Source organism: Schumannella luteola, from assembly GCF_013408685.1.
GTDB classification, from domain to species: domain Bacteria; phylum Actinomycetota; class Actinomycetes; order Actinomycetales; family Microbacteriaceae; genus Schumannella; species Schumannella luteola.
Genome location: NZ_JACBZY010000001.1, coordinates 315059 through 340148 on the forward strand (window position 1 = coordinate 315059; position 25090 = coordinate 340148).

20 protein-coding genes and 1 pseudogene are annotated in these 25090 nt (G+C 71.2%); 8 read left to right on the forward strand and 13 right to left on the reverse strand.

The window, feature by feature from the left end; genetic code table 11:
* Positions 1-142: 142 nt before the first annotated feature.
* The 4 genes from BJ979_RS01475 (at position 143) to BJ979_RS01490 (ending at position 3956) form a co-directional block, all read left to right on the forward strand.
* Positions 143-1066 carry a LysR substrate-binding domain-containing protein gene (locus BJ979_RS01475; protein ID WP_179564505.1) on the forward strand — a complete coding sequence of 308 codons (924 nt, stop codon included), beginning with the start codon at positions 143-145 and terminating at the stop codon, positions 1064-1066.
* Between the two features lie 124 nt (positions 1067-1190).
* A complete protein-coding gene (locus tag BJ979_RS01480) occupies positions 1191-2189 on the forward strand; it encodes a 2-hydroxyacid dehydrogenase (protein WP_179564507.1) in 999 nt (332 codons plus the stop codon).
* A gap of 27 nt (positions 2190-2216) precedes the next feature.
* Entirely contained in the window at positions 2217-2921 is a 705-nt protein-coding gene (locus tag BJ979_RS01485; RefSeq protein WP_179564509.1) for a GntR family transcriptional regulator, read from the forward strand.
* A gap of 105 nt (positions 2922-3026) precedes the next feature.
* The gene (locus tag BJ979_RS01490) at positions 3027-3956 is read left to right on the forward strand and encodes an LLM class F420-dependent oxidoreductase (RefSeq protein ID WP_179564515.1); all 930 of its coding nucleotides are present in this window, start codon (positions 3027-3029) and stop codon (positions 3954-3956) included.
* Positions 3957-4071: 115 nt separating this feature from the next.
* Here the strand turns inward: BJ979_RS01490 and BJ979_RS01495 are convergent, their stop codons facing one another.
* Positions 4072-5472, reverse strand: a complete 1401-nt coding sequence (locus BJ979_RS01495; protein ID WP_179564517.1) for an MFS transporter — start codon at positions 5470-5472, stop codon at positions 4072-4074.
* 362 nt (positions 5473-5834) lie between these two features.
* Here BJ979_RS01495 and BJ979_RS01500 point away from each other — a divergent pair, with 362 nt between their 5' ends.
* The 3 genes and pseudogenes from BJ979_RS01500 to BJ979_RS01515 all read left to right on the forward strand — a co-directional run bounded on the left by BJ979_RS01500 (position 5835) and on the right by BJ979_RS01515 (position 8077).
* On the forward strand, positions 5835-6992 hold the full coding sequence (locus BJ979_RS01500) for a Gfo/Idh/MocA family protein (protein ID WP_179564519.1): 1158 nt from the start codon (positions 5835-5837) through the stop codon (positions 6990-6992).
* Between the two features lie 53 nt (positions 6993-7045).
* A pseudogene (locus tag BJ979_RS18025) lies at positions 7046-7822 on the forward strand (VOC family protein).
* Positions 7823-7906: 84 nt separating this feature from the next.
* Complete coding sequence (locus BJ979_RS01515) at positions 7907-8077, forward strand: hypothetical protein (protein ID WP_179564526.1); 171 nt, start codon at positions 7907-7909, stop codon at positions 8075-8077.
* Positions 8078-8471: 394 nt separating this feature from the next.
* Here BJ979_RS01515 and BJ979_RS01520 read toward each other — a convergent pair whose 3' ends face one another.
* The 5 genes from BJ979_RS01520 to uxaC form a co-directional block, all read right to left on the reverse strand.
* Positions 8472-9005: a gluconokinase gene (locus BJ979_RS01520; RefSeq protein WP_343046549.1), complete on the reverse strand. Its 534-nt coding sequence runs from the start codon at positions 9003-9005 to the stop codon at positions 8472-8474.
* Between the two features lie 219 nt (positions 9006-9224).
* The gene (gene manD / locus BJ979_RS01525) at positions 9225-10472 is read right to left on the reverse strand and encodes a D-mannonate dehydratase ManD (protein WP_179564528.1); all 1248 of its coding nucleotides are present in this window, start codon (positions 10470-10472) and stop codon (positions 9225-9227) included.
* On the reverse strand, positions 10469-12001 hold the full coding sequence (gene uidB, locus BJ979_RS01530) for a glucuronide transporter (RefSeq protein WP_179564530.1): 1533 nt from the start codon (positions 11999-12001) through the stop codon (positions 10469-10471). Before uidB ends, manD begins: the two co-directional genes overlap by 4 nt.
* Positions 12002-12165: 164 nt before the next feature.
* Positions 12166-13626, reverse strand: coding sequence for a mannitol dehydrogenase family protein (locus tag BJ979_RS01535; protein ID WP_343046550.1), 1461 nt, complete (start codon positions 13624-13626; stop codon positions 12166-12168).
* Positions 13623-15038: a glucuronate isomerase gene (gene uxaC / locus BJ979_RS01540; RefSeq protein WP_425502443.1), complete on the reverse strand. Its 1416-nt coding sequence runs from the start codon at positions 15036-15038 to the stop codon at positions 13623-13625. The genes BJ979_RS01535 and uxaC overlap by 4 nt, the downstream gene beginning before the upstream one ends.
* A 129-nt stretch (positions 15039-15167) precedes the next feature.
* Between uxaC and BJ979_RS01545 the strand changes: the two genes are divergently transcribed.
* A complete protein-coding gene (locus tag BJ979_RS01545) occupies positions 15168-16025 on the forward strand; it encodes a sugar phosphate isomerase/epimerase family protein (RefSeq protein ID WP_343046551.1) in 858 nt (285 codons plus the stop codon).
* Between the two features lie 120 nt (positions 16026-16145).
* Here BJ979_RS01545 and BJ979_RS01550 read toward each other — a convergent pair whose 3' ends face one another.
* The 7 genes from BJ979_RS01550 to BJ979_RS01580 all read right to left on the reverse strand — a co-directional run bounded on the left by BJ979_RS01550 (position 16146) and on the right by BJ979_RS01580 (position 25088).
* Positions 16146-17165 carry a LacI family DNA-binding transcriptional regulator gene (locus BJ979_RS01550; RefSeq protein WP_246286656.1) on the reverse strand — a complete coding sequence of 340 codons (1020 nt, stop codon included), beginning with the start codon at positions 17163-17165 and terminating at the stop codon, positions 16146-16148.
* An 82-nt stretch (positions 17166-17247) separates the two neighbouring features.
* Entirely contained in the window at positions 17248-18216 is a 969-nt protein-coding gene (locus tag BJ979_RS01555; protein WP_179564534.1) for an ATP-binding cassette domain-containing protein, read from the reverse strand.
* Positions 18213-20084, reverse strand: coding sequence for a dipeptide/oligopeptide/nickel ABC transporter permease/ATP-binding protein (locus tag BJ979_RS01560; RefSeq protein ID WP_179564536.1), 1872 nt, complete (start codon positions 20082-20084; stop codon positions 18213-18215). The genes BJ979_RS01555 and BJ979_RS01560 overlap by 4 nt, the downstream gene beginning before the upstream one ends.
* Positions 20081-21022, reverse strand: coding sequence for an ABC transporter permease (locus BJ979_RS01565; protein WP_179564538.1), 942 nt, complete (start codon positions 21020-21022; stop codon positions 20081-20083). The genes BJ979_RS01560 and BJ979_RS01565 overlap by 4 nt, the downstream gene beginning before the upstream one ends.
* A 70-nt stretch (positions 21023-21092) precedes the next feature.
* A complete protein-coding gene (locus BJ979_RS01570; protein WP_179564540.1) occupies positions 21093-22631 on the reverse strand; it encodes an ABC transporter substrate-binding protein in 1539 nt (512 codons plus the stop codon).
* 247 nt (positions 22632-22878) lie between these two features.
* Positions 22879-24045 (reverse strand): Gfo/Idh/MocA family protein, encoded by a 1167-nt coding sequence (locus BJ979_RS01575; RefSeq protein ID WP_179564542.1) that lies wholly within the window; start codon positions 24043-24045, stop codon positions 22879-22881.
* Entirely contained in the window at positions 24042-25088 is a 1047-nt protein-coding gene (locus tag BJ979_RS01580) for a Gfo/Idh/MocA family protein (RefSeq protein WP_179564544.1), read from the reverse strand. The genes BJ979_RS01575 and BJ979_RS01580 overlap by 4 nt, the downstream gene beginning before the upstream one ends.
* Between the last annotated feature and the right edge of the window lie 2 nt (positions 25089-25090).

Here is a 25090-nt window from a genome sequence, read left to right on the forward strand (position 1 = left end):
GACACCTTCCGCCGACATCAGCGACGCTAGGCGCGGCGGTCGGAGCCCGGCCAATACCCCTTCGGGATGGACGCATAGAGCGTGGATATGGATGCGCGCCGCGGTCCCGGCGGGCGGCCGCGGCGGGGCTACCATCCCCTGCATGGACACGCGTCGCCTGCAGTACTTCGTGACGATCGTCGACGCGGGCACGATCACCCGCGCGGCCGAGATGCTCCACCTGGCGCAGCCCGCGCTGAGCCAGCACGTGGCGTCGCTCGAGAACGAGTTCGGGCACCAACTGCTGGTGCGCAGCCGCAAGGGCGTCGAGCCGACGGCGGCCGGCCAGGCCGTGTACCGCTACGCCCTCGACGCCCTGCGACTCGAGTCGACCGTGCGCAAGGAGCTCGACACCGACTCCGACACCCCCTCGGGCACGGTCATGATCGGCCTAGCGACGTTCAGCATCGGGTCGATGCTCATGGTGCCGATCCTGCAGGCGATCCGTTCCCGCTATCCGCGCATCGTGATCCGTCTGGTCGAGACGCTGACGGTGGTGCACAGCCAGGCGATCCGCATGGGTCAGCTGGATGCGGCGCTGATCTTCGATCCGGGCCCGGTGAAGGGCGTGCGCTTCGACCGGGTGTCGCACGACGAGCTGTGCCTGGTGACGCCGGCCGAGATGCCGGTTCCGGGCGCGAGCGCCGAGGAGGTGCCGCTGTCGGCCCTGGGCCCGCTGCAGTTCCTGCTGCCGCCGCGCTCGCACACACTGCGCCGGCTGCTCGAGTCGGCGTTCCGGCAGAACAGCATGGAGCTCGACGTCGTGGTCGAGCTCGAGCACATGCGCCCGCTCGGCGAGGCGATCTCGCTCGGACTGGGTGTGACGGTGCTGCCCCGCCCGGCCGCGGAGGCGATGTTCGCGGGCGGCGAGTTCGCGATCCGCCGCATCGTCGAGCCGACGATCATGTCGTCGTTCACGGTCGCGACGCGCGACGAGGAGCCGCGGTCGCCGGCGATCATCGCGGTGACGGATGTGCTGCACGAGTTCGTGACGATGGGCGCGGCCCACGAGGGCGAGCAGCCCTAGGGCGAACATCCCTGAGCCCGAGGGGTGATGCCGGCTGCGCTGGAGACGGCAGCGCTGACGCCGCCGCGCTGACGCCGCTGCCGGCATGCGTATCCTATTGAATATCGGATTTCGAGGGAGCGACATGACCTACCGAGTGGCCATCACGCGCGGCATGGCCGACGACCACGGGACGACGATCTTCGGCGACCTCGGTCTCGACCGACTCGACGCCGAGGGCATCGAGTGGCAGGTGCTCGCCGACGACGTCGCCGAGCTGCGCGCCGACCAGCTCGACGGCGTCGACGCCGTGATCGTGCTCGGCGGCGAGAAGCTCACCGCCGCCTCGCTGCCCGGCGACGGCCGCCTCAAGCACGCCGCCCGCTTCGGCGCCGGCTTCGACGCGATCGACATCGACGCCGCCACCGCGAACGGCGTCGCCGTCACCAACACCTCCGAGGCCGTGCGCCGCCCCGTCGCCGACGCCGCCGTCGCGCTGCTCTTCGCCGCCGCCCACAACCTCGTCGTCAAAGACCACCTGGTGCGCGACGGGCGCTGGGGCGAGCGCCACCACTGGCACGGCCGCGGCCTCACCGGCCGCCGCGTCGGCGTCATCGGATTCGGCGGCATCGGCAGCGAGACCGCCCGCCTCGTCAGCGCGCTCGGCGTCGAGACCGTCGCCTGGAACCGCAGCGACCGCAGCGCCGAGGCGGCTGAGCTCGGCATCCCCCTCGTCGGCTTCGACGAGCTGCTCGCCACCAGCGACTACGTGATCGTCACGGTCGCCGGCAACGCCGGCACCGCCCACCTCATCGGCGAGCGTGAGCTCGCGCTCATGCCCGCGCACGCCCAGCTCATCAACGTCGCCCGCGGCTCCGTCGTCGACGAGACCGCGCTCGTGCGCGCCCTCGAGCAGGGCGGCATCGCGGGCGCCGCCCTCGACGTCTTCGAGGCCGAGCCGCTGCCGACCTCGAGCCCGCTCATCGGGCGCGACGACGTCATCCTCGCCCCGCACGCCCTGTGCTGGACCGACGCCTTCGCCCAGGCCGTCTCGCGCAGCGTGATCGACTCGGTGCTCGCCATCGCCCGCGGCGAGGCGCCCGCCACGATCGTCAACCCCGAGGCCGTGCCGGTGCGGAGCTGAGCGGTGCCCACTCAGTACGCTGAGGCCATGAGCGAGGTCACGGCAGCCGGCGGCCTCGCCCAGACCCGCCCGCTGCGCCGCCGCGCCGGGCTGCGCGAAGAAGTGCACGAGGCCGTGCTCGAGCTGCTCGTCACCGGCGCCATCGCCGAGGGCAGCGCCCTGCGCGTCGACGCGATCGCCCAGCAGCTCGGCGTCTCTCCGACGCCCGTGCGCGAGGCGCTCGTGCAACTCGAGTCGACCGGGCTCGTCGAGCACGTCGCCAACAAGGGCTTCGCCGTCGCCGCCCGCCTCCGCCATGACGAACTGGCCGAGCTGGTGGATGCGCGCAGCGTGCTCGAGGTCGCCGCGGCCCGCCGCGCCGCGGCCGCCGCCGACCCGGAGCTCGCCGCCCGTCTCGACGAGCTGACGGCCCAGCAGGAGCGCGCCGCCGCCGGACTCGACGCCGCCGACGGGCTCGCCTGGCGCGAGTACCTGCGCATCGACCACGCCTTCCACGACGCGATCTTCGACGGCAGCCGCAACCGCTACCTGGTGCGCCTCGCGCACACGATCGACGCGCAGGCGCAGCGCGTGCGCCAGTCGGTGCGCCTCGGCGTCACCGACGCCGACGCCGCCATCGCCGAGCACCGCGCCATCGCCGCCGCCATCGCGGCCGGCGACGTCGCGGCCGCCGACGCCGCCATGGCCGCGCACCTGCACCGGGTGCTCGAGCTCTCGCTCGACTCCGACTGACGCGCGCGGCCCGCGGGTGCCGCACCCGCATCCCGCTCGCACTCCCCGACCTCGACTGCCGACCGCCGATCGCCGACCCGCGCCGCCGCGGCGCACGGAGGAACCATGGACGCCCGCATCTTCATCGAGCCCCAGCAGGGCGCCGACTACGCCACCCAGCTCGCCTGCGCGCAGACCGCCGAGCGGCTCGGCTTCGACGGCTTCTTCCGCTCCGACCACTACCTCGCGATGCCGGGGCAGGACGGCCTGCCCGGCCCGACCGACTCGTGGATCACGCTCGCCGGGCTCGCCCGCGAGACCAGCAGCATCCGCCTCGGCACGCTCGTCTCCGCGGCGACCTTCCGCGCGCCCGGCCCGATGGCGATCACGGTCGCCCAGGTGGATGAGATGTCGGGCGGGCGCGTCGAGCTCGGCCTCGGCACGGGCTGGTTCCGCGAAGAGCACGAGGCCTACGGCCTGCCCTTCCCCGACGACCGCTTCGCGCGCTTCGAGGAGCAGCTGCAGATCATCACCGGCCTCTGGTCGACGCCGGTCGGCGAGCGCTTCTCCTACGCCGGCGAGCACTGGACCCTGAGCGACTCCCCCGCCCTGCCGAAGCCGACGCAGAACCCGGTGCCGATCATCATCGGCGGCGGCGGAAAGGCGCGCACGCCGCGCCTCGCGGCCGAGTACGCGAGCGAGTTCAACATCGGCTTCCAGCCCGAGGCGGTGATCGCCGATCGCTTCGCCGCCGTGCGCCGCGCCGCCGAGAAGATCGACCGCGACCCCGACTCGCTCGTCTACTCGGTCGCGCTCGCGACGATCGTCGGCACGGACGAACGCGACTACGCCCGCCGCGTCGAGTCGCGCGGGCTCGACCCGGTCGCGTTCCGCGAGAACACCGTCTCGGGCACAGTCGCCGAGGCGCTCGAGAAGATCGCCCGCATCCGCGAGCTCGGCGCCACCCGCATCTACCTGCAGACGCGGCTGGCGCAGGACCTCGACCTGGTCGAGCTGCTCGGCGCCGAGGTGCTGCCGCACCTCCGCGGTCTCTGAGCCCCTGCAGCCCCGCGGCCTCTGACTCCGGCCGCACGCCGAAGCCGGCCCGATTCACTCGAATCGGGCCGGCTCTCGCAGAGGCGGCGGTTTCAGCGCATCCCGCCCTCGACGACTAGTCGGTGATGCCCGCCTTCGCGGCCGCCGCGGCGCCGAGCGGCGTCGACGCGGGCGAGCTGGCGCTCGCGATGAGCTCCTTCTCCTTATCGCTCTGGTGCAGGTCGTCGAGCTCATCGAGGGTGTGCTTGCGCGTCTCCTTCGCGGTGAGACCGCCGACGAAGGCGAGCACCATGAAGGCGGCCGCGACGAGCGACGGGCCGACCCAGCCGCGCAGGTCCTCGCCGGCGAGCGCCGTGGCGAGCACCGGCCCGGCGGCACCCGAGATCGCGAAGCCGATCTGCGTGCCCAGCGCCATGCCCGAGACGCGCACCCGCGAGGGGAACATCTCCGAGTAGAACGACGGCCAGGTCGCGTTGACCATCGAGTAGAAGAGCGAGTAGTTGATGATGCCGAACAGGAAGATCAGGGCCCAGTTGCCGGTCGTGATCGACCAGAGGAACGGGAACATCGTCAGGCCCGCGCCGAGCGTGCCGATCAGGAACATCGGCTTGCGCCCGACCTTGTCGGTCAGGAACCCGGCGACCGGGGTCAGCATGATCGCGACGATCGCCGAGGCGGTCGTGGCCAGCAGCATCGTCGGCTTGTCGAGCTTGTATCCCGAGGTGGCGAAGGCGATCGAGAAGGTCTGCGTCATGTAGCTGGTGCCCGCGATCAGGGCGCAGAAGACGATGCGCAGCACCGCGCGCCAGTGGAACTGCAGCACCTGGCGCAGCGGCGAGACCGTGATGTTGAGCGACTTGGTCTCGAGGAACTTCGGCGGCTCCTCGACGTTGCGGCGGATGATGTAGGCCACGACGACGACGATGCCCGAGAACCAGAACGGCAGACGCCATCCCCAGCTCAGCAGGATGTCCTGCGGCATCGCGGTGATCGGGATGAAGATCAGCAGGGTGAGCAGGGTGCCCGAGGAGGCGCCCAGGGTGGTGAAGCTGGTGAGGAAGCCGCGGCGCTTCTCGGAGGCGTGCTCGAGGCTCATCGAGATCGCGCTGGCCTGCTCGCCCGAGAGGCAGAGGCCCTGGATGACGCGCAGCAGCACGAGCAGGATCGGGGCGGCGACGCCGATCTGCGCGTAGGTCGGCAGGCAGCCGACGAGGAAGGTGCAGCCGCCGATGCCGAACAGCGAGAGCATCATGACGAACTTGCGGCCGAAGCGGTCGCCGAGCGGTCCCAGGATGAGCGAGCCGAGCGGACGCACCGCGTAGCCCACCGCGAAGGTGACCAGCGAGAGCAGCACGCTGATGCCCTCGGGCAGCTCGGGCGAGAAGAACAGGATGTTCAGCACGAGCGCCGCCGACGTGCCGTAGACGGCGAAGTCGTAGTACTCGAGCATCGTGCCGATCCAGGCGGCGAACGCAGCCTTCGCCGGCGTCTTCCTGGGTGTCTCCGTGGTCGTCATGTGGTCTCCGTCGAGAGTTCGAGGGCTTCGGATTCGCGGTGCGGATTCCGCGCGCGACCCCATCGCCGGCGCTCTTCCACCCGCGATCGGGTGCTGTGGTGCGAGCGCCTCGGGCGCTTTCGAGCCACGGTAGATCCGCCGCCGACCGGCCGAGCATCGGCATCCGTTATGGAGCCATACCGGCGCGCGGGGATGCCGGCGCCGCCACGGCGCGGGCGCGACTGCGCGAGTGCGGAGCGCGTCGGATTTGGCAAGCGCTTGCCAATCGAACAGACCCGGCAATAGTTTGGTGGGATCGCGCACAATCGCCTTGCGCGCGCAATCATGCAATCGTTTGCCAGCATTCACCCGAGGAATACCCGATGACGGAATCCGCCTCCGCCGCCCCCGGACGCCGGGGTGTCGCGATCATCGGAGCCGGCGCCATCGCCCTGACCCACATCCGCGCCGTGCGCGCGGTGCCGTCCCTCGAGCTGGTCGGCGTGGCCGCACGCACCCGCGACAGCGCGGCGCGGTTCCTGCGCGACAACGGGCTCGATTCCGACTGGGCGATCGAGCCGGTCGCCGCGATGACGATCGACGACGCGCTGAGCGACCCCCGCGTCGGTCTCGTCGCCATCGCGACGCCCACCGGCACCCATGTCGAGCTCGGCATGCGCGCGCTCGAGGCGGGTCGCCACGTGCTCATCGAGAAACCCGTCGACATCGATCCGCACCGGGCCCGGCCGCTCGTCGAGACCGCCGCTCGCGCCGCGGCGCAGCACGGTCTCGTCGCCGCCGCGGTCAGCCAGCAGCGCTACAGCCCCGCCGCCGACCGCGTACGCGCGCACCTCGACGACGGCGGATTCGGCGCACTGACCTCGGCGGTCGCCTCGGTCGGCTGGTGGCGCAGCCAGCGCTACTACGACAGCGCCGAGTGGCGCGGCACCTGGGCACAGGACGGCGGGGGCGCCCTCATGAACCAGGGCATCCACACCCTCGACCTGCTGCTCTGGATGCTCGGCCCCGCCCGCCGCGTCACGGCACGCAGCGCGGTGCTCGCCCACGAGCGCATCGAGGTCGAGGACACGCTGACGGCGCTCGTCGAGTTCGAGTCGGGGGCGCTCGCGACCGTGCACGCCACCACCGCCGCCTACCCCGGGCTCGCCGCGCGACTGCAGATCATGGGCACCCGCGGCAGCGCCGTCATCGAGCACGGCGACCTGCGCTACCTGCACCTCGCCAGGACATCCGACGACGGCAGCGGCCGCGACAACGGCAACGCCGCGGACGTCGGCGACATGGGCCTGCACGGCACGGCCAACCAGATCGACGCCCCCGACCCCGAGCTGAGCCGCGACGCCACGGTGGATGCCTCGGGTCACGCCCGCCAGTACACGGCGCTGGCCGACGACATCCGCCTCGGCCGACGCCACCGGGTCACGATCGCCGACGCCGTCGACACGCTGACCGTGATCGACGCCATCTACCGGTCGGCGGCCACCGGGCTGCCGGTCGACATCCCGCGTCCCCTCACCTGACCGACCGGACCGTCACCGATCCACCCCATCACCCGACTCGACGAGGAGCACCTGTGATCTACGAACTGAACCATCTCGGCATCGTGACCGACGACCTCGACCGCTCGGTCGCCTTCTACGTCGACCTGCTCGGCGCCCAGCCCGTGTGGAGCGCCGAGGTCGCCGCGGCGGGCATGCGCATCGCCTACCTGCAGCTCGCGCAGGGGCTGGTCGAGCTGATCGAGTTCGCCGCCGGCACCGCGCCCGCCGGGGCGAACCACCTCGGCTACCTCAGCGACGACCTCGACGGCGACGTGGATCGGCTGCGCGACGCCGGCGCGACGGTCACCGTCGAGCCGCGCGCCACCGGCTCGGGCGTGGGGCGTCAGGCGCTCGTGCTCGACCCCGACGGGGTCGCGATCGAGCTGCTGCAGCGCGACCTGCCGTTGCGCAGCGGCACGACGCCGCATCCGCACATCCACGCGATCGACCACTTCGCCCTGCAGGCCGACGACCACGACCGCTCGCTCGCCTTCTACCGCGACGGGCTCGGCATGGCCGTCGCCCGCTAGACCCCGATCCCCGCGCTCGACACCACGCTCACCTACCTGCACCACGCGGAGGACGTGGTCGAGTTGCTGCCGACGGTGCACGACGGCGCCCGGCTGCACCACATCGCGCTCGCGGTCGACGACGTGGATGCGGCACTCGCCCGGCTCGTCGCCGCCGGCGGCGAGCCCGACGGACCGTCGCGCCCGGCGGCCGGCGGCGTCGGCCGCGTCGGATCGATCACCGACCCGAACGGCGTCGTGATCGAGTTCGTCGACCGCCCGCGCGTGCTGGAGGGTTGAGCCGGGACACGATGCACCTGTACGCGCGCCGTGCACCGGCCCGATGCGGGCCGACGCGCTCCTGAGCGGGCGTAGCGTCGGGGCATGCTCACTCTGGTCATCGTCCTCATCGCGCTCTGGGTGATCCTCGCGATCGTCGGGTTCGCCATCAAGGGCCTGGTGTGGCTCGGCATCATCGGCATCGTGCTCGTGATCGCCACGGCCGCGATCGGGTTCGTGCGTCGCTCGATCGGGGCGAAGCGCTCCGGGAGCTGACCGCACTCGACTCGCTGTATCGCAGCGGACCGCAGACGGATCGCGCGCCCGGCCCGTCCGGTCGGATGCGGATGCGGATGCGGATGCACGCGACATGGTGTGATCCGTCAGGCCGCGGATCGCATCCTGCTGAACACCGCCCCGCCGGCGACCGCGGCCCCCTCAGGCTGACGGTCGCCCGGCGGCGGGGCGGCGGGCTTCAGCGCGACTGACTTCGGCGCGGCGGGCTTCTGAGCAGGTCACCGCAGCCAGACGTGCGGCGCGAACGCTGTGCTGCATCCCTGTCGCAACTCAGGAGAATCGACTCGATCCGGCCCGGTCGTGAGGCGCGGATCCTCCTGAATTGCGCCACCTGGATCGACGCTCCGCGGCCGGAGCCGGCGGGCGGGAGCGCTCAGCGCGCGGCGAACTCGGCCGCGGCACGCTCGACGATCTCGGCGGGCGCGAGCGTGACCGGCACCGTGACGCCGGCCTCCCACGCGGCGAGCGGCTCGAGCGTCGCGAACTGGCTCGCGAGCAAGGTCGCGGGCATGAACTCGTGGTTGCGGTGCGAGAGCCGCTCGGCGACGAGCGCGGCGTCGCCGTCGAGGCAGAGGAACGCGAGCCCGTCGTCGCTCGCGCGCAGCAGCTCGCGATACCAGCGCTTGAGCGCCGAGCAGGCGACGACGATCGTGCGGCCATCCTCCCGCGCCGATGTCAGTCGCTCGCCGATCGCCTTCAGCCAGGGCACCCGATCCTCGTCGGTCAGCGACTCGCCGCCGGCCATCTTCGCCTTGTTGGCGGCGGGATGCAGGTCGTCGCCGTCGAGGAACTCGACTCCGATCCGCTCGGCCAGCAGCCGGCCGACGGTCGACTTGCCCGAGCCCTGCACGCCCATCACGACGATCGACGGCGTCACGGGGTTCGCGGATTCCGCGGTGTTCGTCACGTCAGCTCCTGACTGTCAGGGGTGCGGTGGATGGGTCGATCGCCCGCCCGCTGCGGCCGGCAGGCTCGGGTCACGCAACTCAGGAGAAACGGCTCGAGACGCCGGGAAACCGGCCGGTCGGCCCGATTCTCCTGAGTTGCGAAGGGGTGGAGGCGAACGGGGTGGACGAGGGAGCGGCCGAGCCGCCGGTGGTCCGGCTCGGCCGCGCCCCGCATCCGCTCACCAGTTGTGCATCGACCCGTCGAGCAGGCGGTTGACCGGCAGGTACGCCGGCGCGTAGGCGTGCGCGGCGCCGACCTCGTCGTCGTAGTCGACGCCGAGTCCGGGGGTCTCGCTCGGCTTCAGCAGGCCGTCTTCGAAGGTGTAGCCGGGGCGGAACAGCTCGTGCGTCGCCTCCGAGTGCTTCATGTACTCCTGGATGCCGAAGTTCGGGATCGCGATGCCGAGGTGGATGGCGGCGGCGAGGCCGACCGGCGAGACGTCGGTGGGTCCGTGCACGCCCGAGCGGATCTGGTAGACCGCCGCGTAGTCGAAGATGCGGCGGAGGCCCGTGATGCCGCCCGCGTGGGTGACAGGGCTGCGCACGTAGTCGATGAGCTGCTCTTCGAAGAGGTCCTTGTAGTCGAAGATCGTGTTGAAGACCTCGCCGATCGCGAGCGGCGTCGTGGTGTGCTCGCGCACGCGGCGCAGCACGGCCTGGTTCTCGGCCGGTGTCACGTCCTCGAGCCAGAACAGGTCGTAGGGCTCGAGGCTCTTGCCGACCTTCGCCGCCTCGATCGGGGTGAGGCGGTGGTGGGCGTCGTGCAGCAGCGGCAGCTCGGGGCCGAACTCGTTGCGCACGGCTTCGAAGACGGTCGGGATGTGGCGGATGTACGCCCGCGTGTCCCACGACTCCTCGACCGGCTTCGCACCGGGGCGGGCCGGCTCGTGGTCGTAGCGGCTCGTGACGCCGTCGGCCGTGGTGGCCGCGTTGGCGCTGGAGGCGACGCCGTAGACGCTGGGCAGGCCGGGCACGCCGGTCTGCACGCGGATGGCGCGGTAGCCCTCCTCCTGGTGGTGGCGGATCGAGTCGAACAGCTCGGGCAGCTCGGCGCCGGAGGCGTGGCCGTAGCAGAGCAGCCCCTCGCGGCTGCGGCCGCCGAGCAGCTGGTAGAGCGGCAGGCCGGCGACCTTCGCCTTGATGTCCCAGAGGGCGGTGTCGACGGCGGCGATCGCGGCCATCGTGATGGGCCCGCGGCGCCAGTAGGCGCCCCGGTAGAGGTACTGCCAGGTGTCTTCGATGCGGTGGGCGTCGAGGCCGATCAGCAGCGGCACGATGTGGTCGGCGAGGTACGAGGCGACCGAGAGCTCACGCCCGTTGACGGTCGCGTCGCCGAGGCCGGTCACACCGGTGTCGGTGGTGATGCGCAGGGTGACGAAGTTGCGGCCGGGGCTGGAGACCAGCACCTCGGCGGATTCGATCTTCACGAACGGGGCTCCTTGTCGGTCGAGGGGGATGCGGTGTCGTCGGGGCCGTCGTCGGTCGGACCGTCGGCGGCGGATGCGCGGCGGTCGCCGAGGGCGCCCAGGCCCGCGTCGTCCGATCCGGCCACGAACGCAGCGGTCGAGAGCGACGGGTCGCTGACGTGCCCGCGCTCGTCGATCTCGGCGACGATCTCGCGGTGGCGAGCGTCGGTGAGCGGGTAGAAGAACATGATGAGGAAGGCGAGGATGCCGGCGACGGCGGGGATGGCGCCCACGGCGAAGCGGATGGCCACTTCGGCGCCCTCGCTCTGCTGCGCGGCGCCGGCGGCGTAGCCGCCGATGGCGAGTGCGTAGGCCGCGAGCGCACCGCCGACCGCCTGGCCGGTCTTGCGGGTGAAGGAGAAGACCGCGTAGATGATCCCCTCGCCGCGCACGCCGGTCTTCCACTGGCCGTACTCGACCGTGTCGGCCTCGAGGGCCCACAGCAGCATGCCGACGAACGAGACGCCGAGCGTCGAGATGAGCAGTCCGATGAAGCCGGTCACGCCGGCCGAGGCGGGCGAGAAGAAGGCGACGGCGCCGCCGGTGATGACGATCACCGCGCCGACGAGGAAGGCCGTGCGCTTGCCGAGTCGGCGCACGATCGTCGGCATGATGACGCCGATGCCGAGGGTGCCGCCGATCTGCACGACGGCGATGACCGGGTAGAGGCCGATGGCGTGCAGCACATCACGCAGGTAGTAGAGCTGCACGCTGCTCATGGCGAGCATCCCGGTCAGGAAGACGAACGAGGCGGCGCAGAGCAGGCCGAGCGGCACGTTGCTCTTGATGACGGCGAAGCTCTGCTTGGCGCTGATGCGGGCGACGTCGCGGCGCACCGTCTCCTTCGCGGTGAAGAAGGTGAAGAGGTAGAGCGCGAAGCCGACGACGATGAAGCCGAGCGTCATGAAGGTGAAGATCGACTGCAGGTCGTTCTCGGGTGTGATGAGCGGGGCGATCGCGACGCCGAGGAAGGCGCCGACGACGGCTGCTCCGATCGTGCGGGCGCTGGAGAGCTTCGCGCGCTCCTTGGAGGTCTGGGTGATCGCGCCGGCGAGCGAGCCGTAGGGGATGTTGACGAGGCTGTACGCCAGGCCGAGCGCCGCGTAGGTGAGGTAGGCGTAGATCAGCATGCCCGTCTCGCCGATCTGCGGCACGTTGAACGTGAGGAAGCTCAGCACGAGCAGCGGCAGCGAGCCGAACAGCAGGAACGGGCGGAACTTGCCGAAGCGCTTCGAGAAGGTGCGGTCGACGATGCGGCCGGCGAACACGTCGGCGAAGGCGTCGAAGATGCGCACGACGAGCAGCAGGGTCCCGGCGGCGGCCGCGCCGATGCCGGCGACGTCGGTGTAGTAGACGAGCAGGAACATCGTCGCCGTGGTGAAGGCGAGGTTGTTCGCGGCGTCTCCGGCGCCGTAGCCGGCGAGCGTGAGCGCGCTGAGCCGGCGGGGTGCCGCCTGGCCGGTGGTGGCCGGCTCGGTGGTGGTGGTCATTGCTGTCGTTCCCTTTCGCGCCATTGCGTCCGCGTCATCGCGTGGGGTCGGGTGATCCCGTGTCGGAAGACGTGTCGAGTGAATCAGAATCGGTGGATTTTGGCAAGCGGTTGCCAGATGAAGGAAGAAGACGCGGATGCGCGCCAGGGCGCATCCGCGTCGGCTCAGGCTCCGGCGACCTCACGGTCGGCGGCGTCGTGACCGGCAGACCCGCGGCCCGCGGCCACGCCCGCGGCGACCGCCGCGACGATCGCGGGGTCGTCGGCGAGCGCCGGATCGAGCAGTCGCAGCAGCTCGGTCACCGGCTCGTCGGCGGCGCGCGCCGCGGCGATCGCCTCCTCGGCAGCGTCCGGCGGAGCCGCACCGTCGAGCTGCAGCGCCGCCCAGGCGACGAGCGCGGCGATCGCGGCCGCACCATCCCGCCCGGCCGCCCGCTCGGCGAGCAGCACCGGAACCGCGCGCACGCGCAGCTTCGCCGAGCCCTCCTGCCCGATCTGGGCCAGGCGGTGCTCGATGCGGGCGTTGTCGAAGCGCTCGAGCAGGGCCGCGCGGTAGGCGGGCAGGTCGAGTCCGTCGGGCAGGTGGCGGCACGCCGCGTCCCAGAACGCCTCGACCTGAGCGCGCAACTCGGGGTCGCCGACCGCCTGGGCGACGGTCTCGTGACCGCGCAGAAGCCCGGCGTAGGCGAGCAGGCTGTGCGCGCCGTTGAGCAGCCACAGCTTGCGGCGCTCGAAGGGCTCGATGTCGTCGACGAAGCGGGCGCCGGCGCTCTCCCACTGCGGGCGACCCGCGGGGAAGTCGCCCTCGAGCACCCAGTCGCGGAAGGGCTCGGTCACGACCGGCGCGGCATCCACCCAGCCGGTGAGGATCTCGGCGGCCGCCCGGTCGTCGGGGGTCGAGCGCGGTGTGATCCGGTCGATCGAGGTGGCGACGAACGAGACCTCGTCGCGGATCCAGGCGGCCGTCTCCGACAGCCCGGCGGCCTCGGCGAGGCCCACGACGGCGGCGCGCACGAAGCGGCCGTTGTCGGGGATGTTGTCGCAGGGCACGATCGCGATCGGCGCGGCGCCGGCCCAGCGGCGCGCATCCAGCCCGGCGACCAGGCGGCCGATGGTGGTGGCGGGGCGCCCGCCGCCGCGCAGCTCGACGAGGTCGGAGGCCACGGCCGGGTCGTCGAGGTCGGGCGAGCCGTCGGGCCGGCTGCGATAGCCGGGCTCGGTGATCGTCAGCGTCACGACGGCGGTGGACGGCGCGCTGAGCAGCTCGACCAGACGACTCACGTCGTCCCCCGACACCGCCTCGACGATGCTCGGCACGATCTCGGCGCGGTCGTCGCGCTCGTCGCGCACGATGAGCGTGAACAGGCCGTCCTGCGGGCGCAGCTGGTCGGCCGCGTCGGGGCTGCGGCCGGTGAAGGCGGCGATGCCCCAGTCGGCGGCGTCATCGGCGTGCGCCGTGTACCAAGCCTGGTGGGCGCGGTGGAAGGCGCCGAGGCCGAGGTGCACGAGGCGCACGGGCGCGGCGGGCAGCGGCTGACCGGCGGCGGCGAGCGCAGCCCGCGAAAGCGCGGGGCCGGATGCGGCGGAGGCGGATGCGACGGACGCCTCGGTGGTCGTGTCGGTCACAGCTTGAACACCTTCGTCGGCTGGGCGACGACGAGGTCGCCCGCGATCTGCTCGGCCGCGGCGCGGTCGATGCGGCCCTCGACCACGAGACGCGCGAGGAAGGCGGCGTCGAGGCGGCGCGACATGTCGTGCCGGGCCGGGATGGAGAGGAAGGCGCGGGTGTCGTCGATGAAGCCCGAGCCGCGCGAGAAGCCCGCGGTCTCGGTGACGGCCGCGCGGAAGCGCAGCACCGCATCCGGCGCGTCGATGAACCACCAGGGCGCGCCGACGTACACCGAGCGGTAGAAGCCGGCGAGCGGCGCGATCTCGCGCGAGTAGACGGTCTCGTCGATCGCGAAGAGCACGAGGTGCAGGTCGGCGTGGTTGCCGTAGCGCTCGAGCAGCGGCCGCAGGTTCTCGACGTACTCGACGGCGACCGGGATGTCGTGGCCGGTGTCGGGGCCATACGCCTGGAAGGTCGAGCTGGAGTGGTTGCGGAAGACGCCCGGATGGATGGTCATCACGAGTCCGTCGTCGACGCTCATGCGGGCCGACTCGAGCAGCATGTGGCCGAGCAGCTCGCGCGCATCCGCCGCGGAGATCGAGCCGGAGACGGCCTCGGCGTAGAGAGCCGCGGCGCGCTCGACGCCGAGGTCGACCGTGTAGGGCTGCGGCACGCCGAAGTCGGCGGAGACGGCGCCGTGCTCGACGAAGTGGCGGCGGCGGTGCTCGAGCGCGCGCAGGTAGCCGGCGTAGTCGTCGACCGCGTAGTCGCCCCAGGCGGCGAGGGCGCGCACGTTCTCGGCATAGCCCGGCGCGAGCGGGTTGATGTAGCCGTCGGGGCGGAACGTCGGCACGACGCGGCCGGTGAAGGTCGGGTCGGCGGCGAGCGCGGCGTGCACGGCGAGGTCGTCGAGCGGGTCGTCGGTGGTGGCGAGCACCTCGATGCCGAAGCGGGCGAACAGCGCGCGCGGGCGGAACTCGGGCGTCTCGAGCGCGGCCTGGATGCGGTCGTAGAGCGCATCGGCGTTCTCGGCCGAGGGGTGCTCGTCGATGTCGAACAGCGTCGAGAAGGTGTGCTGCAGCCAGTAGCCCGAGGCGGTGCCGGCGTAGAGGCCCCAGTGCGTGCAGAAGATGCGCCACACCTGGCGCGGCTCGGCGATCGGGCGGCCGTCGGCGGCGGGGATGCCGAGGTCGGCCAGCTCGACGCCGGCGGCGTGCATGAGCCGCGTGACGTAGTGGTCGTAGCGGATGAACAGCTCGGCCGGGTTCGGGAAGGGCTGGTCGTCGAAGATCAGCCGCGGGTCGACGTGGCCGTGCGGCGAGACGATCGGCAGCTCGGCCGTCGACGCGTAGAGACTGCGGGCCACCTCGCGCGTCGCGGGGTCGGCGGGGAGCAGTCGGTCGGGATCGAGTCGCAGCGTCATCGGCACGGTTGAAGTGAAGCGCAGTCCCGTCGATTTTGTCAACCGGTTGCCAAAATGATGACGACGGGTCCAGACTGGCCCTGCGACGCCGCACCACCGCGGCGTGCGCAGGCACGACATGGCGAGGAGGCCGACGTGGCAGTGATCGGAGTTCAGGCGATGATGCTCAAGGGCAGCATCGAAGAGCGAGGGGCGTTCGCGACGCTGCAGCGCGTGCGCGAGATCGGCTACCGCGCGATCGAGATCTCGCAGATCCCCATGACGACCGAGAACATCGACGAACTGGTGCGCGCCCGCGACGAGCTCGGGTTCGAGTTCTCGTCCACCTCGGCCAGCCTCGACAAGTCGACCGCCGCCAACGACGCCCTCGAGACCGACTTCGACAAGATCGTCGCCGACACGAAGCGCCTCGGCGCGAGCATGGTGCGCATGGGCATGATGCCCCTCACGGCGCTCGCCGACCTCGACAGCCTGCACGGCTTCTGCGACGCCGCCGAGAGCTACGCGCAGCGCCTCGAAGAGCAGGGGCTGCACCTCTACTACCACAACCACCACGTCGAGTTCGCGAAGTACGACGGGCGCTACGCCCTCGACATCATCGCCGACCGCTCCCCCACCGTCGGCATCGAACTGGATGCGCACTGGCTGCAGCGTGGCGGAGTCGACCCCCAGCGCACGATCGAGCGCTTCGCCGGCCGCGTCAAGATGGTGCACCTCAAGGACTACCGCATCGGCCAGCTGCCGAGCGAGGCGTTCGAGCTGCTCGAGAAGGGCGACCACGCGGGCTTCATGGGCTACTTCACCTCCTCGGTGCAGTTCGCCGAGGTCGGCGAGGGCAACCTCGACTGGAAGGGCGTCATCCCCGCGAGCATCGCCGCCGGCGCCGAGTACCTGCTCGTCGAGCAGGACCAGCTCTACGGCCGCGACGTCTTCGACTGCCTGCAGACCTCGCACGACAACCTGGTCGAGCTGGGCTTCGGCGACCTGTTCTGACCCGCCGCGTCGGGCCATCCCGACGCGCACGAAGGGGCGGCGACCACATGGTCGCCGCCCCTTTCGCGTGCGGTGAGGATGCGGATGCAGCGGGCGCGATGACGGCGCACCCGGCGCAGCTCAGACGCGGGCGCGCCCCGAGGAGCCGCGGATGATGAGCCGCGACACGGGCGGCTCGATCTTCGGCGCGGCCGTGTCGCCGTCGATCTTCGCGAGCAGTCGGCGCACCGCGAGGTCGCCCAGGTTGAGCAGCGGCATCTGCACGGTCGTCAGCGGCGGCGAGGTGAAGTCGGCGCCGAAGACGTCGTCGAAGCCGACGATGCTGAGGTCGTCGGGGATGACCATCCCCTGGTGTCCGGCCGCGCGGATGAGCCCGATCGCCATGACGTCGTTGTAGGCCATGACGGCGGTCGCCCCGGCGGCCACGAGTCGCGGCAGCGCCTCGGGCCCGATGTCGAGCGTCGGCCGATTCGGGCCGACCACGTCGATCGCGACGCCGCGGCGCGCACCCACCGCCTGGATGACCTCGGCGCGGTGCCGACTCATCCACGACTGGGTCGGACCCGACAGGTAGACGATGCGATCGTGCCCGAGCAGGTGCAGGTGCGCGACGGCCTCGTCGATGCCGGGCTCGACGTCGCCGATGACCGAGTCGACGCCATCGGAGTCGCGGTTGATGAGCACGAGCGGGCGCTCGTCGGCGAACTGCTGGATCTGCGCGTCGTCGAGGCGGCTCGCCGCGAGCACGACGCCGTCGACACTGCGCAGGATGCGATCGGCCGCGGTGCTCTCGAGCTCGCTGTCCTCCTGCGATTCGGCGAGCACCAGGGTGTAGCCGTGCTCGGCCGCGGCCTGCTGGGCTCCCCGCACGATGCCCGCGATCATCGGGTTCGTGATGTCGCTGAGGATGAGCCCGAGCGTGCCGGTCTTGCCGGTCGGAAGGGCGCGCGCCATCGGGTTGAGGCGATAGCGCAGCTCTTCGGCGGCGGCACGGACGCGGGCTTCGGTCTTGGCGTTGATGCGCCCGGGCGAGTTGAGCGCGCGCGAGACGGTCGAGGGGTTGACCCCGGCGAGCTTCGCGACGTCGTAGATCGTCGGGGCGGATCCGGGTCCTCGGCGCGGGCCGTCGGCGTTCGACATGCGCCCCCCTTTCCGCTCCGGGCGCGAACGCCCCATGCTATCCGCGGAGTCGGGCGCGACCGGTGTACTGGCAGAGCCCCCCTCAGCCTCGGAGAGCATCCGAGCGCTCGCTCTCGCTCGGGCGGGCATCCGCTGTGGCCGCGCCGGCGCCGGTCGACGACTCCGCCGACGCTCCCGCGGACCCGGCCGCGTCCGCCGCCTCCGCCGCCTCCGCCGCCTCCGCGTCGATGAGCTCGCGCCGCTCGCGACGGCGCACGGCCTGGCGATCGGGGTCGGGCACCGGCGAGGCCAGCAGCAGCCGCTTCGTGTACGGATGCTGCGGGTCGCGCGTCACCTGCTCGGCCGGCCCGTGCTCGACGATGTCGCCGCGGAACAGCACCGAGACCTCGTGACTGATGTGGCGCACCACGTCGAGGTCGTGCGAGATGAAGAGGTACGACACCCCGGTCTCCTGCTGGATCGCGAGGAACAGGTCGAGCACGCGCGCCTGCGTCGACAGGTCGAGGGCGCTGACGGGCTCGTCGCAGACGATCAGCTTGGGCCGCAGCGCGAGGGCGCGGGCGATCGCGACGCGCTGCCGCTGTCCGCCCGAGAACTCGCGCGGCAGACGGTGGATGCTGTCGCTCGGCAGCCCGACCTGGTCGAGCAGCTCGGCGATGCGCTTCTTCGCGTCCACTCCTCCGATGCCCTGCACGACGAGCGGCTCGGCGAGGATCGCGCCGACTTCCATCGCCGGGTTGAGCGAGGTGTACGGGTCTTGGAAGACGACCTGCATGTCGCGGCTGAGCCGCTTGCGCTCGGCTCGCGACACGTGCGTCGCGTCCTTGCCGTCGAAGGTGATGCGACCGCCCGTGACCGGCGCGAGCCCGAGCAGGGCCCGACCGAGGGTGGTCTTGCCCGAGCCGGATTCGCCGACGAGGCCGAGCGTGCGGCCGGCGCCGATCTCGATCGAGACGCCCTTGAGGATGCGGGCGGGCTTCGCCCGGAATCCGCGGCCGGGGTAGGCGACCTCGAGCTGGTCGACGGTCAGCAGCGGCTGCGCCGCGCTCATGCGCGGACCCCCGCCCGCTCGCGGCCGACCTCGGTGAGCATCGTCATGGGCTCTTTCCCTTCGAGCATGGCGCTGAGCAGCATCCGCGTGTAGGGGTTCTGCGGGTCGCGCAGGATCTGCCGCACCTCGCCGCTCTCGACGACGTGGCCCGACTGCATGACGAGCACCCGGTCGGCGAGGTCGGCGACGACGCCGAAGTTGTGCGTCACGAGCACGATGCCCATGCCGATGCGCTTCTGCAGTCCGCGCAGCAGGTCGAGCACCTCGGCCTGCACGGTCACGTCGAGGGCTGTGGTCGGCTCGTCGGCGATGATCAGGTCGGGCTCGCAGCTGATGGCGCCGGCGATGAGCACGCGCTGCGCCATGCCGCCCGAGATCTCGTGCGGGTGCAGGTCGTAGGTGCGCACCGGGTCGACGATGCCGACCAGGCCGAGCAGCTCGATCGCGCGCGCCTTCGCGGCTGCCTTCGACATCCCCATCACCACACGCAGCGGGCGCGAGAGCTGGTGCCCGATCGTGAAGTTCGGGTCGAGGTTCGACATCGGCTCCTGCGGGATGTAGGCGATGCGCTTGCCGCGCAGCGGCCGCACCCGCGCCTGGTCGACCTTCGTGTCGCCCGGCTCGACCGTGTACCTGCCGTCGAACTGGATGCTGCCGGCGATGATCTCGGCGTTGTCGGGCAGCAGCCCGAGGATCGAGAAGGCGGTCTGCGACTTGCCCGATCCCGATTCGCCGACGATGCCGAGCACCTCGCCGCGGTCGACGTGGAAGCTCACGTCGTCGACGACGTGCTTCGTGCTGCCGTCGGCCTGCGGGTACCCGACGCCGAGGCCGGTGACCTTGACGAGGTGGTGCTCGGTGCCGGCCTCGACGGTCGCCGCGGCGCGCTTGCCGCGAGCCGGCGCCGCCGCGCGCTCGGCCGAGCCGCCCGTCTTCACGACCGGCATCGCCAGGGTCACGGCGCCGGTCGCGATGTCGGTGAGCCGCCGCTTGCGCGACACCTTCTGTCCGTCTTCGAGCGCATCCCGCAGCGCGTTGGCGAGCAGCACGAGCGCGCCGATCGTCAGGCCGATCATGACGATCGGCGCCACGATCAGCCCCGGGGCGACGTAGATGTTCTTGAAGCCCTCGTTGACCATCGCACCCCAGCTGGCCTCGCCGGGGTCGCCGAGCCCGAGGAACTGCAGGCCCGCCTGGATCGAGATGGCGACGCCGGTGACGATGGCGGTCTGGATGATGATGGGCGCCCGCACGACCGAGAAGATGTGCCGCGCGATGATGCGGCCGTCGGAGAGGCCCGCGACGCGGGCCGCATCCACGTACAGCTCGTTGCGCACCGACTGCACGGCCGTGCGCGTCAGCCGGAAGTAGCCGGGGCTGAGCAGCACGCCGAAGATGATCATGCTGATCCACACCGACGGCCCGAGGGCGGCGCGCACCGCGAGCAGCACGACGATGCCGGGCAGGCTCATGAGCATGTTGCCGGCCCAGCCGGCGACCGAGTCGAACCAGCCGCCGTAGTAGCCGGCGAGCAGGCCCGAGGGCAGGCCGATCGCGATCGCGACGGCTGCGCAGAGCAGGCCGGAGAAGATCGTCAGCTGCGTGCCGAAGAGCAGTCGGCTGAGCACGTCGCGACCGGGAGAGTCGGTGCCCAGCAGGTGGTCGGCCGAGGGCCCGGCGAGCGACGCCGCGATGTCGGCGTGGGTCTGGCTGTAGGGCGCGATCCACGGGCCGATGATCGCGACGATCAGCAGGATGCCGAGCACGATGATCGAGATCAGGCCGAGCGGGTTGCGCAGCAGGCGGCGCAGCGTGTTCGGCCGGACGACGTCGCCGGTCTGTCCGGCGCTGCGGGTGGCGGAGGTCATGCGACACGCACCTTCGGGTTGAGCCAGCCGTTCAGCAGATCGACCAGCAGGTTCACGATGACGACGATCACGACCGTGTAGAGCACGACGCCCATCACCACGGGCACGTCGCCGAGCTGGGTGGCCGTGACGGCCAGGTTGCCGATGCCGGGGATGGCGAAGAGCTTCTCGATGATCACGGCGCCGCCGAGCATGCCGATGAACTGCAGGCTCAGCACGGTGAGTCCGGCGGGCGAGGCTCCGCGCAGCACGTGCTTGAAGAGGATCTCCCCCTCGCCGAGCCCGCGGCTGCGCAGGGTGCGGATCGAGTCGCGCTCGTACTGGCGGATGACGGCGCTGCGGATCTGCTGCGCGCTGGAGGTGACCGCGTTGATCACGATCGCGAGCACCGGCAGGGTCAGCGACAGCAGCCACGCGCTCGCGGGCGCGTTCGGCGTGATCGTGCTGACCGCCGGGACGAGCTTGAGCTGGATGGCGAAGACGAAGGCGAGGATGATCGCCAGCACGAAGCCGGGGATCGCATCCCCGACGACCACCGAGACCTGCAGCAGCTTGTCGACCCAGCCGCGCTTCGTCGCGGCGAGCACGCCGAGCGCGAGGGCGATGATCGCGGTCAGCACGATCGCGGTGAGCACGAGCGTCAGCGTGACGGGCAGGCGCGTGGCGATGGTCTGCGCGACCGGCTCGGAGCCGAACCACGAGCGGCCGAGGCTGCCGGTGAGCGCCGACCCGGCCCAGCCGAGGTAGCGCTGCCAGAGCGGCTGGTCGAGCCCGAGCTGCTGCTGCTTGAGGGCGACCTGATCCTCGGTCGCGGTCTCGCCGAGGATGTTGCGGGCGATGTTGGTGCCCGAGGCGAACATCAGCACGTAGGCGAGCGCGCTGATCACCACGAGCAGCACCGCGCCGGCGCCGAGGCGGCGGAGCGTGAAGCTGAGCATGTCGACTCCTTCGTCGAGGATCCGGTGCGGGGGCGAGGAGGCATCCTCGCCCCCGCGATGCGGATCGGACCTACTTGGCCCCGGCGGGGGCGTAGTTGTAGATGGACGGGATCGCCATCTGCGTCTGCGCGACGACCGTCACCGTCTTGTCGGTGAAGTAGAGCTGGTCGAGGCGGTAGAGCGGTGCGAACCAGGCCTGATCGACCACGAGCTCGTTGATCTTCTTCGCCGCCGCGTCGCCCTCCTTCGCACTCGGCGCGGCCTGCACCTCGTCGATGAGCTTCTGCAGCTCGGGCGTCGTGCTGTCGAGGCTGTTGTAGAGCGCGTTGGTCGAGATGATCTGGTTGATCGCGACCCACGCCTCGCCCTGGAAGAGCTGGAAGTAGGCGGCCGGGTACGACCCGCCGGCGATCTTGTTGACGATCTCCTGGTCGGGCACCGGGTCGGCCTTCAGCGTGATGCCGACCTCGGAGAGCTGCTGGCCGACGGCGGCGAAGATCGTCTCGAACGACGCGACACCGGGCACGGTCAGCGTGAAGCCGTCGGCGTAGCCGGCCTCGGCGAGGAGCTTCTTCGCCTTGGCGGGGTCGTAGGGGTAGGCGTTGTCGAGCGACTTGTCGTAGGCGCCGGATGCCGGGCCGAAGGCCTGAGCGGTCGGGGTGCCGTAGCCGACCTGCAGCGACTTCACGAGGGCCTTGCGGTCGAGCGCGTAGTTGATCGCCTGGCGCACGCGAACGTCACCGAGCTCGGGCAGCAGCTTCCCGTCGCGGTCGAGCAGCAGGAGTCCGCCCCAGTCGACCTGCGACTTGGTCAGCGTGAAGCCGGCGCCCTCGGCCTGCGCGGCGCTGCGGGCGTCCAGCAGGGTCGCGTTGACCTGGCCGGAGACGAGCGCGTTGGTGCGGGCGGTCACGTCGATGAGGATCTTGAAGGTCACGCCGCCGAACTTCTGCAGGTCGGGGTTCCAGTAGCCCTTGCGCTTCGTGAAGACGTACTGCGATCCGGCCACCGAGGCCTTCTTGTCCATCACGTAGGGTCCGGTGCCGACCGGGTCGGCACCGATCCCGTCCCCGTCGAGCGCCTTCGGGCTGCCCATCAGGCCGGCGGCCTGGCTGAGGAAGTAGGTGAAGGCCGGGTCGGCCTGCTTGAGGGTGATCTCGACGGTGTCCTCGTCGGTGGCGACGGCCTTGTCGAGGTTCACCAGTTGGGCGGCCTGGCGGCCGTTCTCCTTCTGGAAGTGCGTGAAGTTGGCGACCACGGCATCCGCGTCGAACTTCGCACCGTCGCTGAAGGTCACGTCGTCGCGCAGGTCGACGGTCAGCTTGGTGAGGCTGTCGTCGTAGCTCCACTTGGTGGCGAGCATCGGCGACAGCTTGCCGTCGGGCTCGCGCAGGATGAGCGTGTCGTAGGGCGCCTGGTAGGGCTGGAGCGCGTGGCCGACGTGCGCCTGGGCGGGATCCCAGTCGGTGATGTCGCCGAGCGCGCCGATCGTGAGGATCTGGTCGGTGGATGCGCCCGAGCTGTCGCCGGAGCCTCCGGGGGCGCAGCCCGCGAGGGCGAGCGCCGCGACGGCGGTGACGGAGATGCCCGTCACGATCTTGCGAAACTTCATCGTCTCTCCTGTGTGTATCTCGTCGTCGAGTGCAGTGCAGGGGTGCCGGGATGGCGGTGGTGCGGTGTTCGTGTGGTGCTGTGCAGGTGGTGCTGTCGTTCCGTGTTCGGGTGATGCGTTCTGGTGGTGCGGTTGATCGCGCCGGGGCGCGACGGATCACCGTGACCGGGTCCGTGCGGTGTCACGGGCCGGTCGCGGCGCGTTCGGGGAGTGGAGCGGGCCGCGGTGTCGCGACCCGCTCGTCAGCTCAGGCCCGGGTCGGGAACTTCCCTTCCTCGGCGATGTGCTCGTTGAGCGCATCCAGGTACACGTCGGGGTCGGAGTCGAGGTCGACCTCGCGTCCGGTCCAGGCGGAGAGGTGGATGGCGTTCGCCAGTCGCACCCCGTTGATGCCCTCGCTGCCCGGTGCGAGCAGCTCGGCGCCGGTGAGGATGGCCTGCGCGAAGTTCTCGAGCACGCCGGCGTGCTGGCCGCCCCAGGCGGACTCGAACTCGATGACCTCGGTCGTGTAGAGCTCGGCCGGGTCGAACTCGCCCATGAAGAGGCGCATGACGTCGCTCATGTCCATGCCGGCGCTGAGCTCGATCTCGGGCTTGTTCAGGCGGGTCACGGTGGCGGTCTTGCTGCCCTCGACGACGATCTTGCCCTGGGTTCCGAGGATCTCGAAGCGGTCGGTTCCGACGATGTCGTGCGTCGCGGTGACGAAGACGCCGGTGGCGCCGTTGCCGTAGTCGATCAGCGCGGTGACCTCGTCTTCGACGGCGATCTCGCGGCGGTAGCCGAAGGCGGCCTTGGCGAACACCGACTTGGGCACGCCGCAGATCCACTGCCAGAGGTCGAGCTGGTGCGGCGCCTGGTTGACGAGCACGCCGCCGCCCTCGCCGCCCCAGGTGGCGCGCCACTCGCTCTGGTCGTAGTAGCCCTGCGGACGCCACCAGTTCGTGATGAGCCAGTTGGTGCGCAGGATGTCGCCGATCTCGCCCGCGTCGACGATCTCCTTGAGGCGGCGGTACAGCGGGTTGTTGCGCTGGTTGAACATGATCGCGAAGGTCAGCTCGGGCTTGGAGGCGGCGACCGCGTTGAGCTCGGCGACCTGCTTCGTGTAGACGCCGGCCGGCTTCTCGACGAGGGCGTGCAGCCCCGCGTTGAGGGCGGCGATGCCCATCTCGGGGTGCAGGAAGTGCGGAACGGTGGTGATGACCGCATCCACGTCGCCGCTCGCGACGAGCGCGTCGAAGCTCTCGTGGATCGCCACGCCCGGGTTGGCCTCGGCGGCCTTCGCGCGCTTGTCGGCGTCGATGTCGGCGATCGCGCCGATCGTCATGCTCGGCACCGCGCCGTCGCGGATGAGCTTCGCGTACATCGAGCCCTGGGCGCCGTAGCCCACGATGCCGAGGCGGACCTGGTCGGTCATTCTGCTGTCTCCTTGACTGCGGTGCGGGCGGCTCGATCGGGGAACGAGGCGTCGTAGACCGCGTTGATGGTGGTGAGGGTGTCGAGGCCGGCGTCGACGCCGATCCAGAACGGCTCGGGGTCGGCGAGGGTCGAGTGGAAGTGGTCGATCAGCAGCTCGTGCGAGACGCCCCAGTACGAGCGCTCGCCGGTCGCGGTGACCGGCTCGGTGACGGTCTCGACGCGGCCGTCGGCCCACTCGATCGTGAGGTCTCCGCGCAGGGTCGCGACGGCGTGCTCGGTCTCGAGCTGGATCTCGATGGGCGCGTTGCGGCTGTTGGCGAGCGTCGCGAAGAATACGCTCTGCGCTCCCCCGGCGTGGGTGAGCAGCATCTCGGCGGTGTCCTCGACCTCGATCACGTCGGCGAGCGAGCGGGTGGATGCGCTGCCGCTGACCTGCTCGACGGGGCCGAGCATCCACTGCAGCAGGTCGAGGGTGTGGATGGCCTGGTTCATCAGCAGTCCGCCGCCGCCACCCGACCAGGTGCCGCGCCACGGGCGGTTGCGGTAGTAGTCGGCGGTGCGGTGCCAGAGCACGGTTCCGACGGCGCCGCGGATTTCGCCCAGGTCGCCCGAGCGCAGGCGATCGAACAGCGCGCGCACCGGGGTGTTGTAGCGGTTCTGGAAGCAGAGGGCGAGCTTTCCGGCGCCGGGCGCGGCTACGGCGTCGGCCAGTGCGCGGCCGGCCTCGAGGCTGTGCGCGAAGGGCTTCTCGAGCAGCACGTTCACGCCGCGGCCGAGCGCCTCGATCGCGAGCGGGGCGTGCTCGGAGTGCGGGGTCGTGATGTGCACGACGTCGACCTCGATCGCATCCAGCAGCTCGGTGAGCGTGGCGAATCCGGGCACGGCGTGGGTCGCGGATGCGGCCTCGCGGCGACCCACGTCGGTGTCGGCGATCGCGACGAGACGCGTGCCGGGGCGCGCGGCGATCGCGGCGAGGTGAACGGCTGAGATGTCGCCGCAGCCGATGACGGCGGCGCGGACGAGGGCGGTGCTGTCGCTCATGT